At 69.6% G+C, this 17,881-nt stretch carries 4 protein-coding genes; all 4 read left to right on the top strand.

Going from position 1 to position 17,881, the window contains the following annotated elements; all coding sequences use genetic code 11:
• The first annotated feature begins 514 nt into the window (after window positions 1–514).
• Window positions 515–2,857, top strand: coding sequence for a DUF255 domain-containing protein (locus SX243_05480; GenBank protein MDY7092411.1), 2,343 nt, complete (start codon window positions 515–517; stop codon window positions 2,855–2,857).
• 733 nt (window positions 2,858–3,590) lie between these two features.
• Window positions 3,591–4,361 (top strand): hypothetical protein, encoded by a 771-nt coding sequence (locus tag SX243_05475; protein MDY7092410.1) that lies wholly within the window; start codon window positions 3,591–3,593, stop codon window positions 4,359–4,361.
• 52 nt (window positions 4,362–4,413) lie between these two features.
• Complete coding sequence (locus SX243_05470; protein ID MDY7092409.1) at window positions 4,414–6,822, top strand: ABC transporter permease; 2,409 nt, start codon at window positions 4,414–4,416, stop codon at window positions 6,820–6,822.
• A gap of 107 nt (window positions 6,823–6,929) precedes the next feature.
• Window positions 6,930–17,881: amino acid adenylation domain-containing protein (locus SX243_05465; protein ID MDY7092408.1), on the top strand; the 10,952-nt coding region annotated here is incomplete at its 3' end.

Raw genomic sequence — 17,881 nt, 5'->3', positions numbered from 1 at the left:
GTTGAGAGGTGGTTGCCTTAGATGAGCGTTGTTGTTTGGGAACTGGCCCTCACCCTCGATCCCTCACCCAGCCCTCCCCACCCCCACCCGGTAGAGGGACGCCACCGCCCCAGAGCCGGCTAGGAAGCCGGCGCTCCCAGGGGTCTGAGAGGGCCGCCCCCCCTGCCCTAATGGTTTGACAGCACAGTGGTGATCAACGAGCTTCCCCCTCTACCGGCAGGTTGGGTGGGCGGCTGGGAGAGGGGGACCGAGGGGGTGAGGGGTCTGCCAATGCCACCGGCCCCACCGGCAAAACATCCTACGAGACGCCCTCTCCGCCGGAAGATCCTCGGCCTGTTAGAGTGAATCTCCGCCGGCAAGGCCCTCGGCCACGATGCATTCACTCCGTTCCCATCCCCGCAGCAAGCTCCGACCGCTACGGACTTCGTTCCTAGGGCTGGGGCTAGCGATGAGTCTTGGCCTCGGCCTGGTCATCGCTTGCGACGATTCCACCAAGAGAGAGGACTCCCAAACCATGAGCTCAGCCCGCGAGAACGGCAAGAATCGGCTGGCGGGGGAGAGTAGCCCCTACCTTCTGTTGCACCAGGACAACCCGGTGGATTGGTATCCCTGGGGGGACGAGGCGCTGGAGCGGGCGCGGGAGGAGAACAAGCCCATCTTTCTCTCCGTCGGCTACTCCACCTGTTATTGGTGCCATGTGATGGAGCGGGAGTCGTTCTCCGACCCGGCCATCGCCGAGGTGATGAACCGCTTGTTCATCAATATCAAGGTGGATCGGGAGGAGCGCCCGGATCTGGACGAGGTCTACATGACCGCCACCCAGCTGCTCACCCGCCAGGGAGGCTGGCCCAACTCGGTCTTCCTGACGCCGCAGCTGGAGCCGTTCTACGCCGGCACCTACTTCCCGCCGGCGGACGCTATGGGCCGGCCCGGATTCCCCACGGTGCTGCGCTCGGTGGCGGAGGCTTGGGAGCAGCGGGAGGAGCAGGTGCGGGCGTCGGCGCAGCAGGTGGCCCAGGCCATGGAGCAGGCGTTGGAGCAGAGCCTCGGCCCGCAGGCTTCCGGGGGGGACGGAGAGCCGGCGGCGGGCTTGCCGGGGGAGCGTCCCGCGCAGCGGGCGCTGGAGGAGCTGGAGGATCGCTTCGACGCCACCTGGGGCGGATTCGGCGGCGCGCCCAAATTCCCCACCCCGTCCAATCTCTTCTTGCTGTTGGAGATGGCGGAGGAGCATCCGCAGGCGGAGAGCATGTTCGCCGCCACCCTCGACGCCATGGCCCGGGGCGGCATCTACGATCAGCTGGGGGGCGGCTTCCACCGCTATTCCACGGATCGCCAGTGGTTGGTGCCCCATTTCGAGAAGATGCTCTACGACAACGGTTTCCTCCTCGAGCTCTACGCCCGCCACCACCGGCGCACCGGCGATGCCCCGGCGGCGCGGGTGGTGCGCGAGACGGCGGCGTTCTTGGCCCGGGAGATGACCGGCGACGGCGGCGGCCTGTGGAGCGCCATCGATGCCGAAACCGAAGGGGACGAGGGCGCCTTCTACGTCTGGACCGCCGACGAGCTGGCGGCGGCGCTGACCTCGAAAGAGCTGGAGTTGGTGCAGCGGATCTACGGTGCTGACGGCAGGCCCAACTTCGAAGCAGGGCCCCACTCCGAGAGCGGGCGCTACGTGCTACACCTGCCCCAGCCGCTGGCGGCGGCGCTGAAGGAGGAGGAGCGAGCTACCCTGGAGGCAGCGAAGACGAAGCTCTTCGAGGCTCGTTCGCAACGCCGGCGTCCCCTCACCGACGACAAGATCCTCGCCGACTGGAACGGCATGGCCATCGCCGGCCTGGCGGTGGCCGGGGACGCCCTGGAGGAACCCGAGCTCGTCGCCCAGGCGGAACGGGCGGCGGCCTTTGTCCTCGATACCTTGCGCCCCGCCGGCGGCACGCTGCTGCACAGCTGGCGGGCGGGGCGCAGCGGCCCCGAGGCGTATCTGGCGGATTACGCCTTCCTGGTGCGGGGCCTGCTGGCGCTGCACCGCGTCACTGGAGACGGGGATGCCGGCGAGCAGCGCTGGCTGACGGCGGCGATGGAGCTGACGGAGGAGCAGGTGCGCCGGCTGCGGGATCCCCGGGGCGGCTTCTTCGTCGCCGCCGCGGATCCCCAACTCCTCTTCCGCTCCAAGGACGCCACCGACGGGGCGGTGCCCTCCGCCAACGCCGTCGCCACCCTCAACCTGGTGGATCTCGCCGAGCTCACCGGCGAGGAGCGCTGGCGGCGGGAGGCGGAGGCTTCCCTCCGGGCCTTCTCCGGTCTGCTGGAGGCGGCGCCCCAGGCCTTGGGGATGATGGCCATCGCGGCGAAGCGGGTGGGGGGCGAGCCCTCGGAGGAGGTCACTCGGGCGGGACGCTGGAGCGCCGGCACCGAGATCGAGGCGGAGGCCCGGCGGGCGGTGTCCTCGACCTTGTCGGTGGCGGAGGAGGAGGACGGCTGGCGTCCCTTCACTCTGCGGGTGGAGACCGCCGATGGCTGGCATATCAATGCCCATCCCGCCTCCGCCGAGTTCCTGGTGGCCACCACCGTCGAGGGCGAGGGGGTCGAGCTGGGGGCGGTGCGCTATCCGCCGGGGGAGAGCTCGAGGACCGGCTTCAGCGAAACACCGGTGACGGTCTACCGCGGCTCGGTTGAGATCACCGGCCGGTTGCGCCCGGCCGCCGGAGAGGGGGCGAGGGGCGGGGACGAGCCGCGGCTGGTGCTGGTCTTCCAGCCCTGCGACCACCAGCGCTGTCTGCCACCCCAGCGCCGGGGACACGCTCTGGATGAGGCCCTGGACGGGGCCCTGAATGGTGCGGGGGCCGAGGCGCCATAGGAACGTCGAGGGCCTGGGGCCGGAAACGCCCCAGCGGATCCGCCGGAGGTCCCCATTTGTCTGTCCCGCCCTGCCCGGCGGGGCGCACCTACAGGAACGTGGGGAGGTTTTTGCGCCTTCCGCAGGCTGAGGGTGCTCTTCGGCGATGATTCCCGGTCAGGGTTCTGTTACCATGCGCGGCCGAGAGGGGTGGGGCCGCTTGGCGTCTCGTTCCTCGGTACAGCCCGCCGGTACCATACTCCTGAGCTTAGGTCGGGCTCGCTTCGAAGGGGCTCGGCTCGCTTTTGCTGGGCGCGTTCACGTTCAACGCGCTCTGTTCCGGCCGGGCGGTTTGAATTCCGGCCAGGCTCATTCGATCCTCATCCGCCGAGCTCCCGGTCCCGATTTCCGGTTCCCCCGGCGCCGCTCAGCCAGTCTCATGATGTGGCTCGGCCCATGGCTGGCCAGCCGTTGTATAGCGTTTCGATACGGAGCGCCGTTAGGGTTTTTGGCGAGGACGTGACAGCGAATTCGCGGAATTGGAACCTGCGATGATGAGGCCCGTTCATAGAATCAACTGCGTTCTCGGTGGTCATCCCGCTGGAGGGCGTGGCGTCCAGAAGGCCGAAAATCCGTAAAACATCTTGAGGTGGCGCTCAAGGCCCGCCTCGGTCTCGATCAGCACACACTCCTCGCCGACGGCCGGTGTTCCGCCGTCGGCAGGCTACCTGTAGATATTTCTTCGGAGAGTACTATGAAGTCCTTGCTACCCCTGTGTCTCGTCCTGTCCATTGGTCTTGTCGCCTGTCAGCCCCCCGGCCCGGAGGCAGCGGCGCCGGAGCCGGTGCAGGAACAGGTCCAGCCGTCGGATCTGAGCCTCGAAGAGATTCTCGCCAAGCACGTCGAAGCTCTCGGCGGCCAGGAGGCCCTGGACGCGGTTCAGTCGGTGCAGATGCAGGGCGCCATCACCTCGCCGGATTACTCCGGCGTGCCCATCACCGTCTCCATTCGCGACGGCGAGCGTTACAAGCTTGAGATCGACAAGCAGGGCTCGCGCACCGTCTTCGGCTTCAACGGCTCCATGGCGTGGGAGATCGCCGCCGCCATGGGCAAGACCGATCCGACCCCCATGGACGAGGCGGAGCTGCCGTCCTTCCGCCGTGACGCCGACATCTCCGGCGTGCTGGTGGGCTATGAGGAGGATGGCTATCAGGTCGAGGTGGTGGGCAAGACCGACAAGGGATACAAGCTCCACGCCGCCTTCGACAACGGTGACGAGAAGGATTTCATCCTCGATCCCGAGACCTTCCTCATCACCCAGACCCTCGAGGATCGCCTGATCATGGGGGAGACGGTCAAGCAGCGGCGCCAATTCGATGACTACCGCGAGGTGGGCGGCCGCCTGTGGCCGTTCAAGCGCTCCACCGAGATCGCCCAGGCGGGCTATCGCCAGTCCATCGTCTGGGAGGAGATCACGGTCAATCCGGAGCTCTCCGACGAGATCTTCGAGATGCCCACGGAGTGAGGCTCGGATTCGCCGTCGATTGATCGTTCGTTGTTTGCCCTGAGGTAGCGTCATGGAATCCTTGATTCAAGATCTCAAATTCTCGCTCAAAGTGCTTTGGAAGCGCCCTGTCTTCACCATCGCCGCGGTGGTCACTCTGGCCCTGGGTATCGGGGCCAACAGCGCGGTGTTTTCGGTGATCCACGGGGTGCTCCTGAGCCCCTTGCCCTATCCCCAATCCGAGCAGCTGGTGATGCTCTGGCAGAGCCTGCCGGAGGCGGGGGTGGACGAGGCACCGGTGTCGCCGCTGAACTTCACCGACTGGCGCGAGCAGAATCAGGTCTTCGAGGAGATGGCGGCCTTTAGCGTCGCTTCCTTCACGCTCCAGGGCACCGGCGACCCGCGCTCCGTTCGCGCCGGTTGGGTGACCCCGGGTTTCTTCCAGGTGCTGGGGATCCAGGCGTCCCAGGGGCGGGTGCTGCGGGCCTCGGCGGAGGAGGCCGGGGCGGCCAACGAGGTGGTGGTGAGCTATCCCCTGTGGCAGAGCCGCTTCGGCTCCGATCCGGGGCTCGTGGGCAAGACCATCCAGCTCGACGACAAGAGCTACGAAGTCGTAGGAGTGGCGCCGCCGGGCTTCGAATTCCTCATCGATGCGGACCTTTGGGTGCCGCGGGTCTTCCAGCCCCAGGAGCTCCTGGAGCGCATGGATCTGTCGCAGCTGGTGGTGGCGCGGGTGCGGGACGGCGTCAGCGTCCAGCAGGCGCGCTCCAACATGGAGGGCATCGCCCAGCGCATGGCGGCGGATTTCGGCATGCAAGGGCAGTGGGGGATTCGGGTGATTCCGCTGCGGGACTATGTGGTCGGTGACGTCGGGGGCTCCCTGTGGGTGCTCTTCGGAGTCGTCGCCTTCGTGCTCCTGGTGGCCTGCACCAACGTCGCCAGCCTGTTGCTGGCGCGGGCGGCGGAGCGGGAGAAGGAATTCGCCATGCGCCAGGCTCTGGGGGCCGGCCGCTGGCGTCTGGTCCGTCAGACCCTCACCGAGAGCATCGTGCTGGCGCTGGTGGGCGGCGTCTCCGGTCTGTTGCTGGCGGCGGCTTCCATCGCCGCCTTGAAGAGCCTGCGGCCCGCCGGTATCCCGCGCATCGACGAGATCCAGATGGATCCGGTGGTGCTCGTTTTCACCCTCCTTGTGGCGGTGGCTACGGGCCTGATCTTCGGGCTGCTGCCGGCGCTCCAAACCCCCAACGCCAAGCTCAGCGAGGTGATGAAGGAGGGGATGGGAAGCGGCGGCGGCGGGTTGAAGAATCTGCGCTCCGCCTTCGTCATCGTCGAGATCGCCCTGGCGCTGGTGCTACTCATCGGCGCCGGCCTGACGGTGCGCAGCTTTCAACAGCTGCAGAAGGTGGATCCGGGCTTCCGCCCCGCCGGTACCCTCACCGCCGACATCGCCCTACCCGACGGCTCCTACCCTTCGGGGCCTCAGCAGCTGAACTTCTTCGATCGCCTAAAGCAGGAGATGGAACGCATTCCCAAGGTCCAGGACGTGGCCTACATCACCTCCCTGCCGCTGAGCGGGCGGGAGGAGCAGCAGGGGGTGATCATCGAGGGCCGGCCGCCGACGCCGGGAGTGCCCGACGGTGCCGGCATGGACTCGGTGAGCCCGGGCTATTTCCAGGCCATGGGCATCGACCTCAAGGCCGGCCGTACCTTCGGGCCCCAGGATCGCGCCGACAGTCTGCCGGTGCTGATCGTCAACGAGGCCTTCGCCCGTCACTACTTCCCCGGGGACGAGGCCTTGGGCAAGCGGGTGATGGTGCCGGGAGTCTCCGAGGAGTATCGCGAGATCGTCGGCGTGGTGGCGGACATCAAGCGTTATGGCCTGCAGGCGGAAGCGCGGGAAGAAGTCTACGTACCCTACGCCCAGCACTCCTTCGACCGCCAGGTGAGCTTCGTCCTGCGCACCGAGGCCGGGGCTGACCCCCTGGGCCTCACCGACGAGTTGCGCCAGGCGGTGTGGGCGGTGGACGGCACTCAGGCCATCGCCGGCATCACCACCATGGCGGAGCGCTTCGCCGACTCCACCTCCCAGCGGCGTTTCAACACTCTGCTGATCTCGCTGGCCGCCGGGCTGGCGCTGGTCTTGGCGGTGCTCGGCATCCACGGCGTGCTGGCTTACTTCGTTTCCCAGCGGCGCCGGGAGATCGGTCTGCGGGTGGCGCTGGGGGCGCAGCAGCAGGACGTGCTGACCTTGATCCTCAAGCGGGGCCTGGAGCTTGCCGGCGTGGGCGTGGCCATCGGTGTGGTGGCGGCGTTCTTCCTGACGCGCTTCATGAGCAGCGTGCTCTACGGCATCGACGCCACCGACCCGCTGACCTTCTTTGGCGTGGCGCTGCTCTTCCTGCTCGCGGCGGCCATCGCCAGCCTGTTGCCGGCCCGCCGCGCGGCACGCCTCGACCCCCTGGTCGCCCTGCGCACGGAGTAGCCGGCGACCCGCATCTTTCGTTGCCCGGCGGCTTCCTCGAGGGAGCGCACCGGCGGCAGACCGCTCGACGGAAAGACCGGCCTCGGGGCCGGTGAGGAAGCGATACCGTGGCCAAGAAAAAAATCGAAGACGCCTATCCCCTGTCGCCGATCCAGCAGGGGATGCTGTTTCACGACATCCAGCAACCGGGAGCCTATTTTGTGCAGGTCACCTGCACCCTCCTGGGGGCGCTGGATGCGTCGGCCTTCGAGGCCGCCTGGCAGGGGGTCGCGGATCGTCACCCGGTGCTGCGCTCGGCCTTCGCCTGGAAGAACACCCCGACGCCGCTGCAGGTGGTGGGGCGTCGGGTCGCGGTGCCCTTTCGGCTGGAGGATTGGAGCGATCTCGACGCCGAGACCCGGGAGCTGCGCTGGCATTTCCTCCTCGAGGAGGATCGCCGTCAGGGCGTCGACCTGAGTCGTCCGCCGCTGATGCGGCTGACCCTGGTGCGAGTGGCGGAGGAGGAGTACCGCTTCCTGTGGAGCCTGCATCATCTGCTGCTCGACGGATGGTCCTATCCGCTGGTGCTGGAGGAGGTCATCGCCCTCTACGAGACGGCGGTGGCGGGCGCTCCCGAGCCGGAGCTTCCCCAACCCCAGCTTCCCCAACCCCAGCTTCCCCAACCCCAGCTTCCCCAACCCCAGCTTCCCCAACCCCAGCTTCCAGAGCGCCGGCCGTTCCGCGACTACATCGCCTGGCTGCGCCGCCAGGATCTGGACCGCGCCAAAGAATATTGGCGCCGCCGCCTGCAGGGCATCGAAGAGCCCACGCCCCTGGGCATCGACGGCGTCGCCGAGGCCCCGGCGGAGGATGATGAGCCCTACGCCGAGGTGCACCTGGATCTCGGCACCGAGCTCTCCAGTCGCATCAACGCACTGGCGGCGAGCCACAACCTCACCGCGGCGGCGGTGGTGGAGGGGGTCTGGGGCCTGCTGCTGGCGCGCTACAGCGGCCGCCGGGAGGTGGTCTTCGGCAGCATCGGATCCGGCCGCCCCGCCGCTCTTCCGGGGGTCGAGGGGATGATCGGCATGTTCGTCAGCACCCTGCCGGTACGGGTGGCGGTGGAGCCCGACACGCCGCTGGTAACCTGGCTGCAGAAGCTCCAGGGGGAGCAGCTGGACGCGCGCCAATACGAGTACACACCGCTGGTGGAGATCCAGCGCTGGAGCGACGTCACCGCCGGCCAGCCGCTCTTCGAGACCTGCCTCAGCTTCCAGAACTATCCCCTCGACGAAGCCCTGGCGGAGCACACCGGCAGCCTCGGCTTCCAGGGCTTCCAGATTCACGAGGATCCCGGCTTCCCCATCATGGTGGTGGCCATCCCCGGTCCGGCCATGGCCCTGAAGGTGGAGCACGATCTGCGCCGGGTCTCCGCCGACGCCGCCCGCCGGTTGCTCCGGCACCTGGAACATCTGCTGCAGCAGGCGGTGGTGGATCCCCACCGGCCGGTGCGGGAGTGGAGTCATCTCACCGACGGCGAGCGCCACCAGCTGGAGGTGGAGTGGAACGCCAGCGTCACCGAGTACCCCCGGGACCTCAACCTGCACCAGCTGGTGGAGCGGCAGGTGCGCTCGACGCCGCAGGCGACGGCGGCGGTGGACGGTGCCGACGAGCTCACCTACGCCGAGCTCAACCGCCGGGCCAACCGCCTGGCCCACGCCCTGCGCCGCGCCGGTGTCGGACCGGAGGTGGTGGTGGGGCTGTGCGTCGAGCGCTCGCCGGACCTGCTGGTGGGCATGTTGGGCATCCTCAAGGCCGGCGGCGCCTACCTGCCGCTGGACTCGGAGCACCCCGACGACCGTCTGGCGGGGCTGGTGCAGGCTTCCGGTGCGGCGCTCCTGGTGGCCCGGGACGAGGTCCTGGAGCGCCTGCCGGCCCTCGCCGCGGCGCAGCTGCCGCAGATCTCCCCCCAGGTTGCCGAGGAGTCCGGCGCAGAGCTCTCGGAGGAGGATCCGGAGCCCTTGGCGGGGCCCGACAACCTCGCTTATGCCATCTACACCTCCGGCTCCACCGGAGCTCCCAAGGGCGTGTTGATCCCCCACCGCGCGGTGGTCAACTACAGCCTGGACATGGTGCACCGTTTCCGCCTCGAGCCCGAGGACCGGGTGCTGCAATTCGCCTCCCTGGGCTTCAACGTGGTGGTGGAGGAGGTCTTCCCGACCCTGCTGGCGGGGGCCGCGGTGGTGCTCCACCGGGAGGATCTGCTGCTCTCGCTGCAGGAGCTGGAGCGGGTGGTGGCGGACAACCGCATCACCGGCCTGGAGCTGCCGGCGGCCTTCTGGCATCAATGGGTCCACGACCTCGAGGCCCGGGGCGAGACGCCGCCGGAGTCTCTGCGTTTCCTGCTCCTGGGCTGCGAGCGGCCGAAGGCGGAGCGGCTGGCGGCCTGGCAGCGCTGGGGCATCGACCTGCTCTACGTCTTCGGCCTCACCGAGACCACCGTCACCTCCAGCTTGCACCGCCTGAGCTCCGCCGACGCTCCGGCCTACGAGCTGCCCATCGGCCGGCCGGTGGCCAACACCCGTCTTTATGTTCTCGACAGCGATCTGCAGCCGGTGGCGGCGCGGGTGGTGGGGCAGCTCTACATCGCCGGCGACGGCGTCGGTCGGGGCTATTTGGGGCGGCCGGACCTCACCGCCGAGCGCTTCGTGCCGGATCCCTTCGCCGCCGAGCCCGGCGCCCGCATGTACCGCACCGGCGACCGCGCCCGCTACCGCGCCGGCGGCGAGCTGGACTTCCTCGGCCGCGCCGACTTCCAGCTCAAGATCCGCGGCTACCGGGTCGAGCCGGGAGAGGTGGAGGCGGCGTTGGAGGAGCATCCGGCGGTGCGCTCGTCGGTGGTGGTGGCCCGTCCCGGCCCCGCCGGCGATGCCCGCCTGGTGGCCTTCCTCACCCTCAGCGACGAGGGCGAGGAGGACGCCGACGCCGGCTTCCCGTCGCTGCGCCAGGACCTGGCGGGGCAGCTGCCGGACTACATGGTGCCGAGCCGCTTCGTGGCCCTCAAGGCACTGCCCCTCTCCCCCAACGGCAAGGTCGACCGCCGGGCGCTGCCGGAGGTGGACGTGGTGCCGCAGCTGGTGGCCGGGGAGCGGGTGGCGCCGCGCAGCGAGCTGGAAGGCCAGCTGGCGGAGATCTGGCGCCAGGTGCTGGGGCTCGAGGAGGTCGGCGTCCACGACGACTTTTTCGAGCTCGGTGGTGACTCCATCCTGAGCATTCAGATCACCGCCCGGGCCAACCGCGAGGGCTTGGGCATCACCGCCCGCCAGCTCTTCGAGCATCCCACCATCGCCGGTCTGGCGGCGGTGGCCGGGGGCGAAGGAGCCCGCGCCGAGCAGGGACCGGTGACCGGAGCGACGCCGCTGACGCCGATCCAGCGCTGGTTCTTGGACGGCGAGCGCAATGGCTACGACCATTTCACCCTGCCGGTGGCGGTGGAGCTCGCCGAGGCGCTGTCGCCGGCGGTGCTGGATGGTGCCCTGGAGCGGCTGCTGGAGCACCATGACGCCCTCCGCGGCCGCTATCTTCGCAGCGCCGAAGGCCGCTGGCAGATGGAGCTGGCGGCACCGGGACAGGTGCCCTCGCCGGGGCCGGTGGTGGTGGATTTGACGGCCCTCTCGGAGGCGGATCAGGCCGCAGCCCTGGAGCGCCAGGGCCAGGGCCTGCAGGCCGGGCTGGACATCGCCGCCGGGCGCCTGCTTTCGGCGGTGCTGTTCCGCCGGAGCGCCGGTGACCCGATGGCGGGCGAGCTGCTGGTGCTGGCCTGCCATCACCTGGCGGTGGACGCCGTCTCCTGGCGCATCCTGTTGGAGGATCTGGTGGAGGCGGGCGGCAAGCTGGCGGCGGGGGAGGAACCCGCCCTGCCGCCCAAAACCACCTCCTGGCAAACCTGGGCGGAGGTCCTGGCGGAGGGCGCGGCGTCGCCGGCGCTGGCTCTGGAGGCGGACTACTGGCTGGCGCCGGAGCGCGCCGCGGTGCAGACGCTGCCGGTGGATCATGACGACGCCGAGGATCTGGAGGGTGATGCCGAGACCGTCACCGTGCGCCTCGATGCCGAGACCACCACGGCGCTGCTCCAGGAGGTTCCCAAGCCCTACCGCACCCGCATCAACGACGCCCTCCTCAGCGCCCTGGGCGCAGTCCTCGCCCGCTGGACCGGCGAGGAGCTGCAGCTGGTGGAGCTGGAGGCCCACGGCCGCGAGGAGCAGATGGGGGAGGGGCTGGACCTCTCCCGCACCGTCGGCTGGTTTACTGCTCTGGTACCGGTGCTGCTGGATCTGCGCGGTGCAGAGGGGCCGGGGCAGCGGCTGATGGCGGTGAAGGAGCAGCTGCGCTCCATCCCCGGGGCCGGCCTGGGGCACGGCTTGTTGAGCTCTCTGCCGCCCGCCGCCGAGAACGAAGGTTCCGACCTCGCCCGCAGCCTCGCCGAGCTGCCGCACCCGGAGGTGCTTTTCAACTACGTCGGCCGTGTTGCGGCAGGGACTGGTGAGGGCGGCGAGCCGCCGCTGCGCCTGGTGGAGACTCCCATCGGCGCTCCGGTGGCCCCCGGCGAGCGGCGCAGCCATCGCCTGGTGATCAATGCCGGAGTCCGGGACGACGAGCTCGAGGTGGCCTGGACCTTCGGTTCCCAGGTCTATGACCGCGGCACCGTGGAGGGGCTGGCGCAGCAGCTGCTGGACGCCCTGGCGGAGCTGGTGGACCACTGCAAGAGCCCCGAGGCTGGCGCCTGGACCCCGTCCGACTTCCCCCTGGCCAAGGCCCCCATCTCTCGCGGCGGCGCCGATCTCACCCAGCCGCAGCTGGAGGCGCTGCTGGCGGAGGGGGCAGGGGACGAAGAGGGCTTCGAGGTGGAGGATCTCTATCCCCTCTCGCCGCTGCAGAAGGGGATGCTCTTCCACGCCCTCTACTCTCCCCAGGCGGGCCTCTACATGGCGCAGGTGCTCTGCCGCCTCCAAGGCGACCTGGACCTCGACGCCTTCCTGGGCGCCTGGCAGGACGTCATGGAGCGCCGTGCGGTGCTGCGCACCAGCTTCCGCTGGGACGGCCTGGAGGCTGCGCTACAACTGGTACAGCGCCGCGCCGAGCTGCCCGCCGCCATCGAGGATTGGCGCGAGGAATCGGCGCCGGCGGTGGAGCAAAAGGTGCAGGAATACCTCCAGGAGGACCGTCAGAGCAGCTTCGAGCTCGACCGGGCGCCGCTCCAGCGGCTGCTGCTGGCGCGGCTGGACGATGACCGCTGGCAGCTGGTGTGGAGCTTCCACCAGAGCATCTTCGACGGCTGGAGCTTGCCGCTGCTCTTCCAGGATCTCTTCGCCAGCTACGGCGCGCGGGTCACCGGCGAGACCGTCGAGCTGCCCGCCGCCAAGCCCTACCGCGACTACATCGCCTGGCTCCAGCAGCAGGACCCCGCCGCGGCGCGGGATTATTGGACCCGCCAGCTGGCGGATTTCACCGATCCGACGCCGCTGCCGGAGGACCGCCCGGCACCGCCGGGACCGCCGGTCCACGGCGAGCAGACGGCGGAGCTCTCTGCCGAGGCCACCGCCGCTCTGGGAGCCTTGGCCCGGCGCAGCCAGCTCACCATCAACACCCTGGTGCAGGGTGCTTGGGCGCTGCTCCTCAGCCTCTACAGTCGCGAGGACGACGTCGTCTTCGGCGGCACCGTCGCCGGCCGTCCGGCGGATCTGCCGGGGGTGGAAGCCATCGTCGGCCTGTTCATCAACACCCTGCCGGTGCGGGTGGAGGTGGCCCCCAACCGCCCGGTCCTGGGCTGGTTGCGGGAGATTCAGGAGCGGCAGGCGGAGCAGCGTCAGTTCCAGCACACGGCGTTGGCGGATATCCAGCGCTGGAGCCAGCTCGCCGCCGGCGAGAGCCTCTTCGACAGCTTCCTGGTGTTCCAGAACTACCCCGTGGCCAAGGCCCTGGAAGCCTCGCCGCTGATCAAGGTGGAGGATTACCGGACCGAGGAGCGCCCCCACTACGGCCTGACCCTGGTGGTCCATCCCCTGGATCAGCTGCGGCTGGAGTTGGCCTACGACGCCCGGCGGCTGGAGGCGGTGAGCGTTCGCCGCCTGCTCGGTCTGCTGGACCGCTGGCTCACCGCCATGGCGGAGGATCCCTGGGCGCGGCTGCGGGATCTCTCGCCGCTGAGCGAGGTGGAGGCCCAGCAGCTGCTGGTGGAGTGGAACGACACCGCCATGGGCCGCCCCGTTACCCAGCCGGTGCATCGCCTCTTCGAGCAGCAGGCGGCCCAGCGGCCGGCGGCCTTGGCGTTGGAGCTGGGCAACCAGCGCTTGAGCTACGCCGACCTCGACCGCGCCGCCAACCGCCTGGCCCGCCATCTGCGCAGTCTGGGAGTGGCTCCCGGGGTCACCGTCGGCCTGTGCGTGCGCCGCTCTCTGGACATGGTGGTGGGCACCCTGGCGATCTGGAAGGCCGGAGGGGTCTTCGTGCCGCTGGATCCGTCCTATCCGGAGGACCGCCTCAACTTCATCGTCGAGGACAGCGCGCCGCCGGTGGTCCTGGCCGGGCCCAACCGCGCCCGGGCACTGCCGGAGGGCGTGGTGCGGGTGGATCTGGAGGCGGATGCGGCCCAGTGGCGGGACCTGCCGTCGGAGGACCTGCCGTCGGAAGACTGGCCGGATAGCCCGGGTCTCGAGGACCTGGCCTACCTGATCTACACCTCCGGCACCACCGGCCGGCCCAAGGCGGTGGAGGTGGAGCACGGCAACCTGGCCCACACCCTCACCCAGGTGGGGCGGGAGTTCGGCTTCCACGCCGGCGACGCCATGCTCTACATGGCTTCCTTCGCCTTCGACATCTCCCTCTTCGAATGCTTCGCGCCGTTGCTCAACGGCGGTACGGTGCTGATCCAGACCCGCCAGGACGTTCTCGACCTGGCGCAGCTGGAGCAGCGGCTGGAGCGGGCGACGCTGATCCACGCCGTGCCGACGCTGATGCGCCAGCTGGTGGACGATCTGCGCGCCGCCGGCGGCTTCGAGCGCCGCACCGCCGGCGTGCGGCGCATCTTCCTCGGCGGCGACCGGGTGCCGGCGGAGCTCATCCGCGACACCCAGGAGGTCTTCCCCGCCGCCCGGGTGGTGATCCTCTACGGTCCTACCGAGGCCACCATCGTGTGCGCCAGCTACGCCGTGCCCCGGCCCTATCTCGGCGACCAGGCCCTCATCGGCCGGCCGTTGCCGGGGGTGGGTCTGCGGCTGGTGGGAGCCTTCGGTGTGCCGGTGCCGGTGGGGGTCCCCGGCGAAGTGTGGATCAGTGGCCCCGGGGTCACCCGCGGCTACCGCAACCGCACCCAGCTGACGGAGGAGAAATTCGTCGAGGTGGACGGCGTGCGCTGGTACCGCACCGGCGACCTGGCCCGCTGGCTGCCGTCCGGGGTGCTGGAATTCCGCGGCCGCATCGATCAGCAGGTGAAGATCCGCGGTTTCCGTATCGAGGTGGGGGAGATCGAAGCAGTCCTCGGTGGCCATCCCCAGGTCGGCGTAGCGGTGGTCATGGCGCGGGAGGACAGCCCCGGCGACCGCCGACTGGTGGCCTACACCGTGGCCGAGCGCGGCGAGGAGGCACCCTCCACCGCCGAGCTGCGGGCCTACGCCGAGGAGCGGCTGCCGGATTACATGGTGCCGGCCCTCTTCATTCCTTTGGAGGAGCTGCCCCTGTCGCCCACCGGCAAGGTGGATCGGCGGGCGCTGCCGGCGCCGGAGATCGCCCGCGGTGACCTGGGGGTTGATTACGTGGCTCCCCGCAACCGCCGCGAGACCCTGCTGGCGGAGATCTTCGCCGCGGTACTCAAGACCCAGCGGGTGGGCGTCCACGACAGCTTCTTCGATCTCGGTGGCGACTCCATTCTGTCGATCCAGATCGTCTCCCGAGCCAAGGCCCAGGGCGTCACGCTGAGCCCGCGGCAGATCTTCGAGCATCCGACGGTGGCGGAGCTGGCGGGGCTGGACGCGCCCAGCCCCAGCCTCGGTCCGGATCAGGGGCTGGTCACCGGCACCATGGCGCCGGTGCCTGTGCAGCGAGAGCTGCTGGAGGGGGAGCACCCGCCGGAGGCCTTGGTGGTGGGCCGCTGGTTGCGGCTGGAAGCACCGGTGGACACCCAGGCCCTGACCTCGGCGGTAGCGCGGCTGCAGCTGCACCACGACGCCCTGCGCCTGCGCCGCAATCCCGAGGGCGAGCTGGTCTTCGGCGGCGAGGATGTGGTGACCCCGCTGGAGGTGCTGGACCTTGGGGATTTCTCCGACGCCGAGCGCTCCGAGCGCGAAGGAGAGGTGGCGGAGGACGCCCGTTCGCGGGTCGCCGCCGCCTGGCCCTACGGTTTCCGCGCCCTGCTTTTCCTCGATGGCAGCGGCGGCGGGCGGCTCTTGCTACTGGCCCACCGCCTGGGGATGGACGTCACGTCGTGGCGCTTCCTCATCGCCGATCTGGACACTCTCTACCGCCACTACCGCGACACCACCGCGGTGCAGCTGCCGGCCAAGAGCGGCTCCTTCAAACAGTGGAGCGAGGTGTTGATGGCCCGCGGCGGCTCCGACGAGCTTCGCCAGGAGGCGCCGTGGTGGCGCGCCCGGGCGGACGTAGTGCCCCTCTTCCCGCAGCGGCCGGTGACCGGCGCGGTGCGGCGGGCGGGAGCTCAGAGCCTCAGCCGGGAGCTCACCGAGCGCCTTCTCGGTCCGGCTCTGGAGCCCTACCGTCTGCAACCGGTGGAACTACTGGTGGCGGCTCTGGCGGCGGCGCTGGCGGAGCACGGCGAGGAGCGCCGGCTGCGCCTGGGGCTGGACGTGGACGGCCGCAAAGCCCTCAGCCTGGAGACCGACTTCACCCGCTCCGTGGGCCATTTCGACATCTTCTTCCCGCTGACTTTGGAGGTACCGCCGGAGGATGCCTCGGGCCAGTCCCCGGTGGAAGCTTTGGGCGAGCTGCTCAAGGAAGCCAAAGAAGCCCATCGCGGAGCGCCCCGGGACGGCCTGTTCTACGGCCTGCTGCGCCATCACGGGCTCGAGGACGCCGCCGGGACTCCGCCCCAGGTTTGCCTGCAGTGGAAGGTCCTCGATCCCCTGGTCTCCAGCGCCGCCCTGAGCTTCGATCAGGCCCTGGATTCCGATCCGCCTCTGGACCGCGGCGTCGGTCTGCTGGTGGAGGCGGCGACGGTGGACGGGGTGCTGGAGGTGCATTGGATCGTCCGCGAAGGCTTCCTCGAGGCGGCAGAGCTGGAGGCCCTGGAATCCTCTTTCGAAGGGCATCTGGAGCGCATTGTCGAGCATTGCCTGGATCCGGCGGCGGGGGCCTTCACGCCCTCCGACTTCCCCTGGGCCCAGGTCACCCAGGAGGAGCTCGACCGCCTGGCGCCGGGCGGCGCCGGGGTCGACGACATCTACGCCCTGTCGCCGCTGCAGCAGGGGATGCTCTTTCACGAGGTGGACGAGCCCGGGGCCTACCTGGTGCAGATCACCTGCACCCTCCACGGCGCCCTCGACGTCGATGCCTTCCGTCGGTCCTGGGCCGATGTGGTGGCGGGCATTCCCATGCTGCGCACCTCCTTCCGCTGGCGCGACACCGCCGAGCCGCTGCAGGTGGTACACAGCGCCGCGGAGCTACCGGTGGCGGTGGAGGATTGGACCGAGCTGGATCGGGACGAGCAGGATCGCCGGCTCGAAGAGCTTCGGCGGGAAGATCGCCGTCGGCCCGTGGAGCTCGACGCCGCGCCGCTGATGCGCCTGACCCTGGTGCGCAGGGGCGACGACGAGATCTTCTTCCTGTGGACCCTCAGCCACATCATCCTCGACGGCTGGTCCTATCCGCTGGTACTCCAGGATGTGCTCCAGCGCTACCAGGCGCTGGTGGACGATTCCCCCTTGGTGGAGATTCACCATCCTCTCTTCCGGGATTACATCCGCTGGCTGGCCCAGCAGGATCTGGACGAGGCGGAAGGCTTCTGGCGCCGTCTGCTCTCCGACGTCACCGGCCCGACGCCCCTGGGGGTCGATCGCCGGCGCGGTGACGCCACCGGCAGCCACGAGGAGAGGCGCCTGCTCTCCACCGCCGACACGGAGTCCTTGTCGGCGGTGGCGGTGCGCCATCGCCTCACCGTCAACACCCTGGTGGAGGGCGCCTGGGCGCTGCTTCTGGCTCGCTACAGCGGCGAGGACAGCGTGGTCTTCGGCGCCATCGGCTCCGGCCGTCCGGCGGATCTGGCCGGCGTCGAGGGCATGATCGGGCTCTTCCTCAACACCCTGCCGGTGCGCGCCTGGCTGGAGGAGGACGAAGAGCTGGTGCCCTGGCTGCGCCGGCTCCAGGGCCAGCGCCTCACCGCTCGCCAATACGAGTACACGCCGCTGGCCAAGATCCAGCAGTGGAGCGGTATCGGCGGCGGCCAGCCCCTCTTCGAGAGCTCCGTCTCCTTCCAGAACTATCCCCTGGACGAATCCCTGGCGGACGGCGCCGAGGGCCTCTCGGTCTCCGGCTTCCACATCGGCGAGGAAGCGAGCTTCCCGCTGCTCCTGGGCTCCATGCCCGGGCCGCAGCTGCCCCTCATCGTCGAATACCAGCGCAGCCGCTTCGACGACGCCACCATCCACCGCCTGCTGGGACATCTGGAGACCCTCCTGCTGGAGATGGCCCGGGAGCCGGAGCGCCGGCTGAGCGAGCTCTCCCTGCTCACCGCGGCGGAGCGCAGGCAGCTGCTGGAGGAGTGGAGCGGCGAGCTCGGCTCCTATCCGGATCAGGACACGGTCCACAGCTTGGTCTTCGGAGCCGGCGAAAAAGATCCCCAGGCCCCGGCGGTGCTCTGCGGCGAGGTCACGCTTTCTCATGGCGAGCTGGCGGCGGCTTCGGCGGCCCTCGCCCGCAAGATCGTCGCCGCCGGCGCCACTCCCGGCACCCTGGTGGGGCTGTGCGTCCAGCGTTCCGAGCGCTTGGTGGTGGGCCTCATGGGCATCCTGCAGGCGGGCTGCGCCTACGTGCCCCTGGATCCCGCCTACCCGGCGGACCGCCTGGCCTACAT

This window comes from Acidobacteriota bacterium, assembly GCA_034211275.1.
Lineage (GTDB): Bacteria > Acidobacteriota > Thermoanaerobaculia > Multivoradales > JAHZIX01 > JAGQSE01.
Note: the sequence above shows the minus strand (reverse complement) of the source record. Positions and strands in the feature narration are given on the sequence as shown.

Coding starts and splice junctions, on each gene's coding strand:
- SX243_05480 (MDY7092411.1), top strand. CDS start 515: ATGAGCTCAGCCCGCGAGAACGGCAAGAATCGGCTGGCGGGGGAGAGT.
- SX243_05475 (MDY7092410.1), top strand. CDS start 3,591: ATGAAGTCCTTGCTACCCCTGTGTCTCGTCCTGTCCATTGGTCTTGTC.
- SX243_05470 (MDY7092409.1), top strand. CDS start 4,414: ATGGAATCCTTGATTCAAGATCTCAAATTCTCGCTCAAAGTGCTTTGG.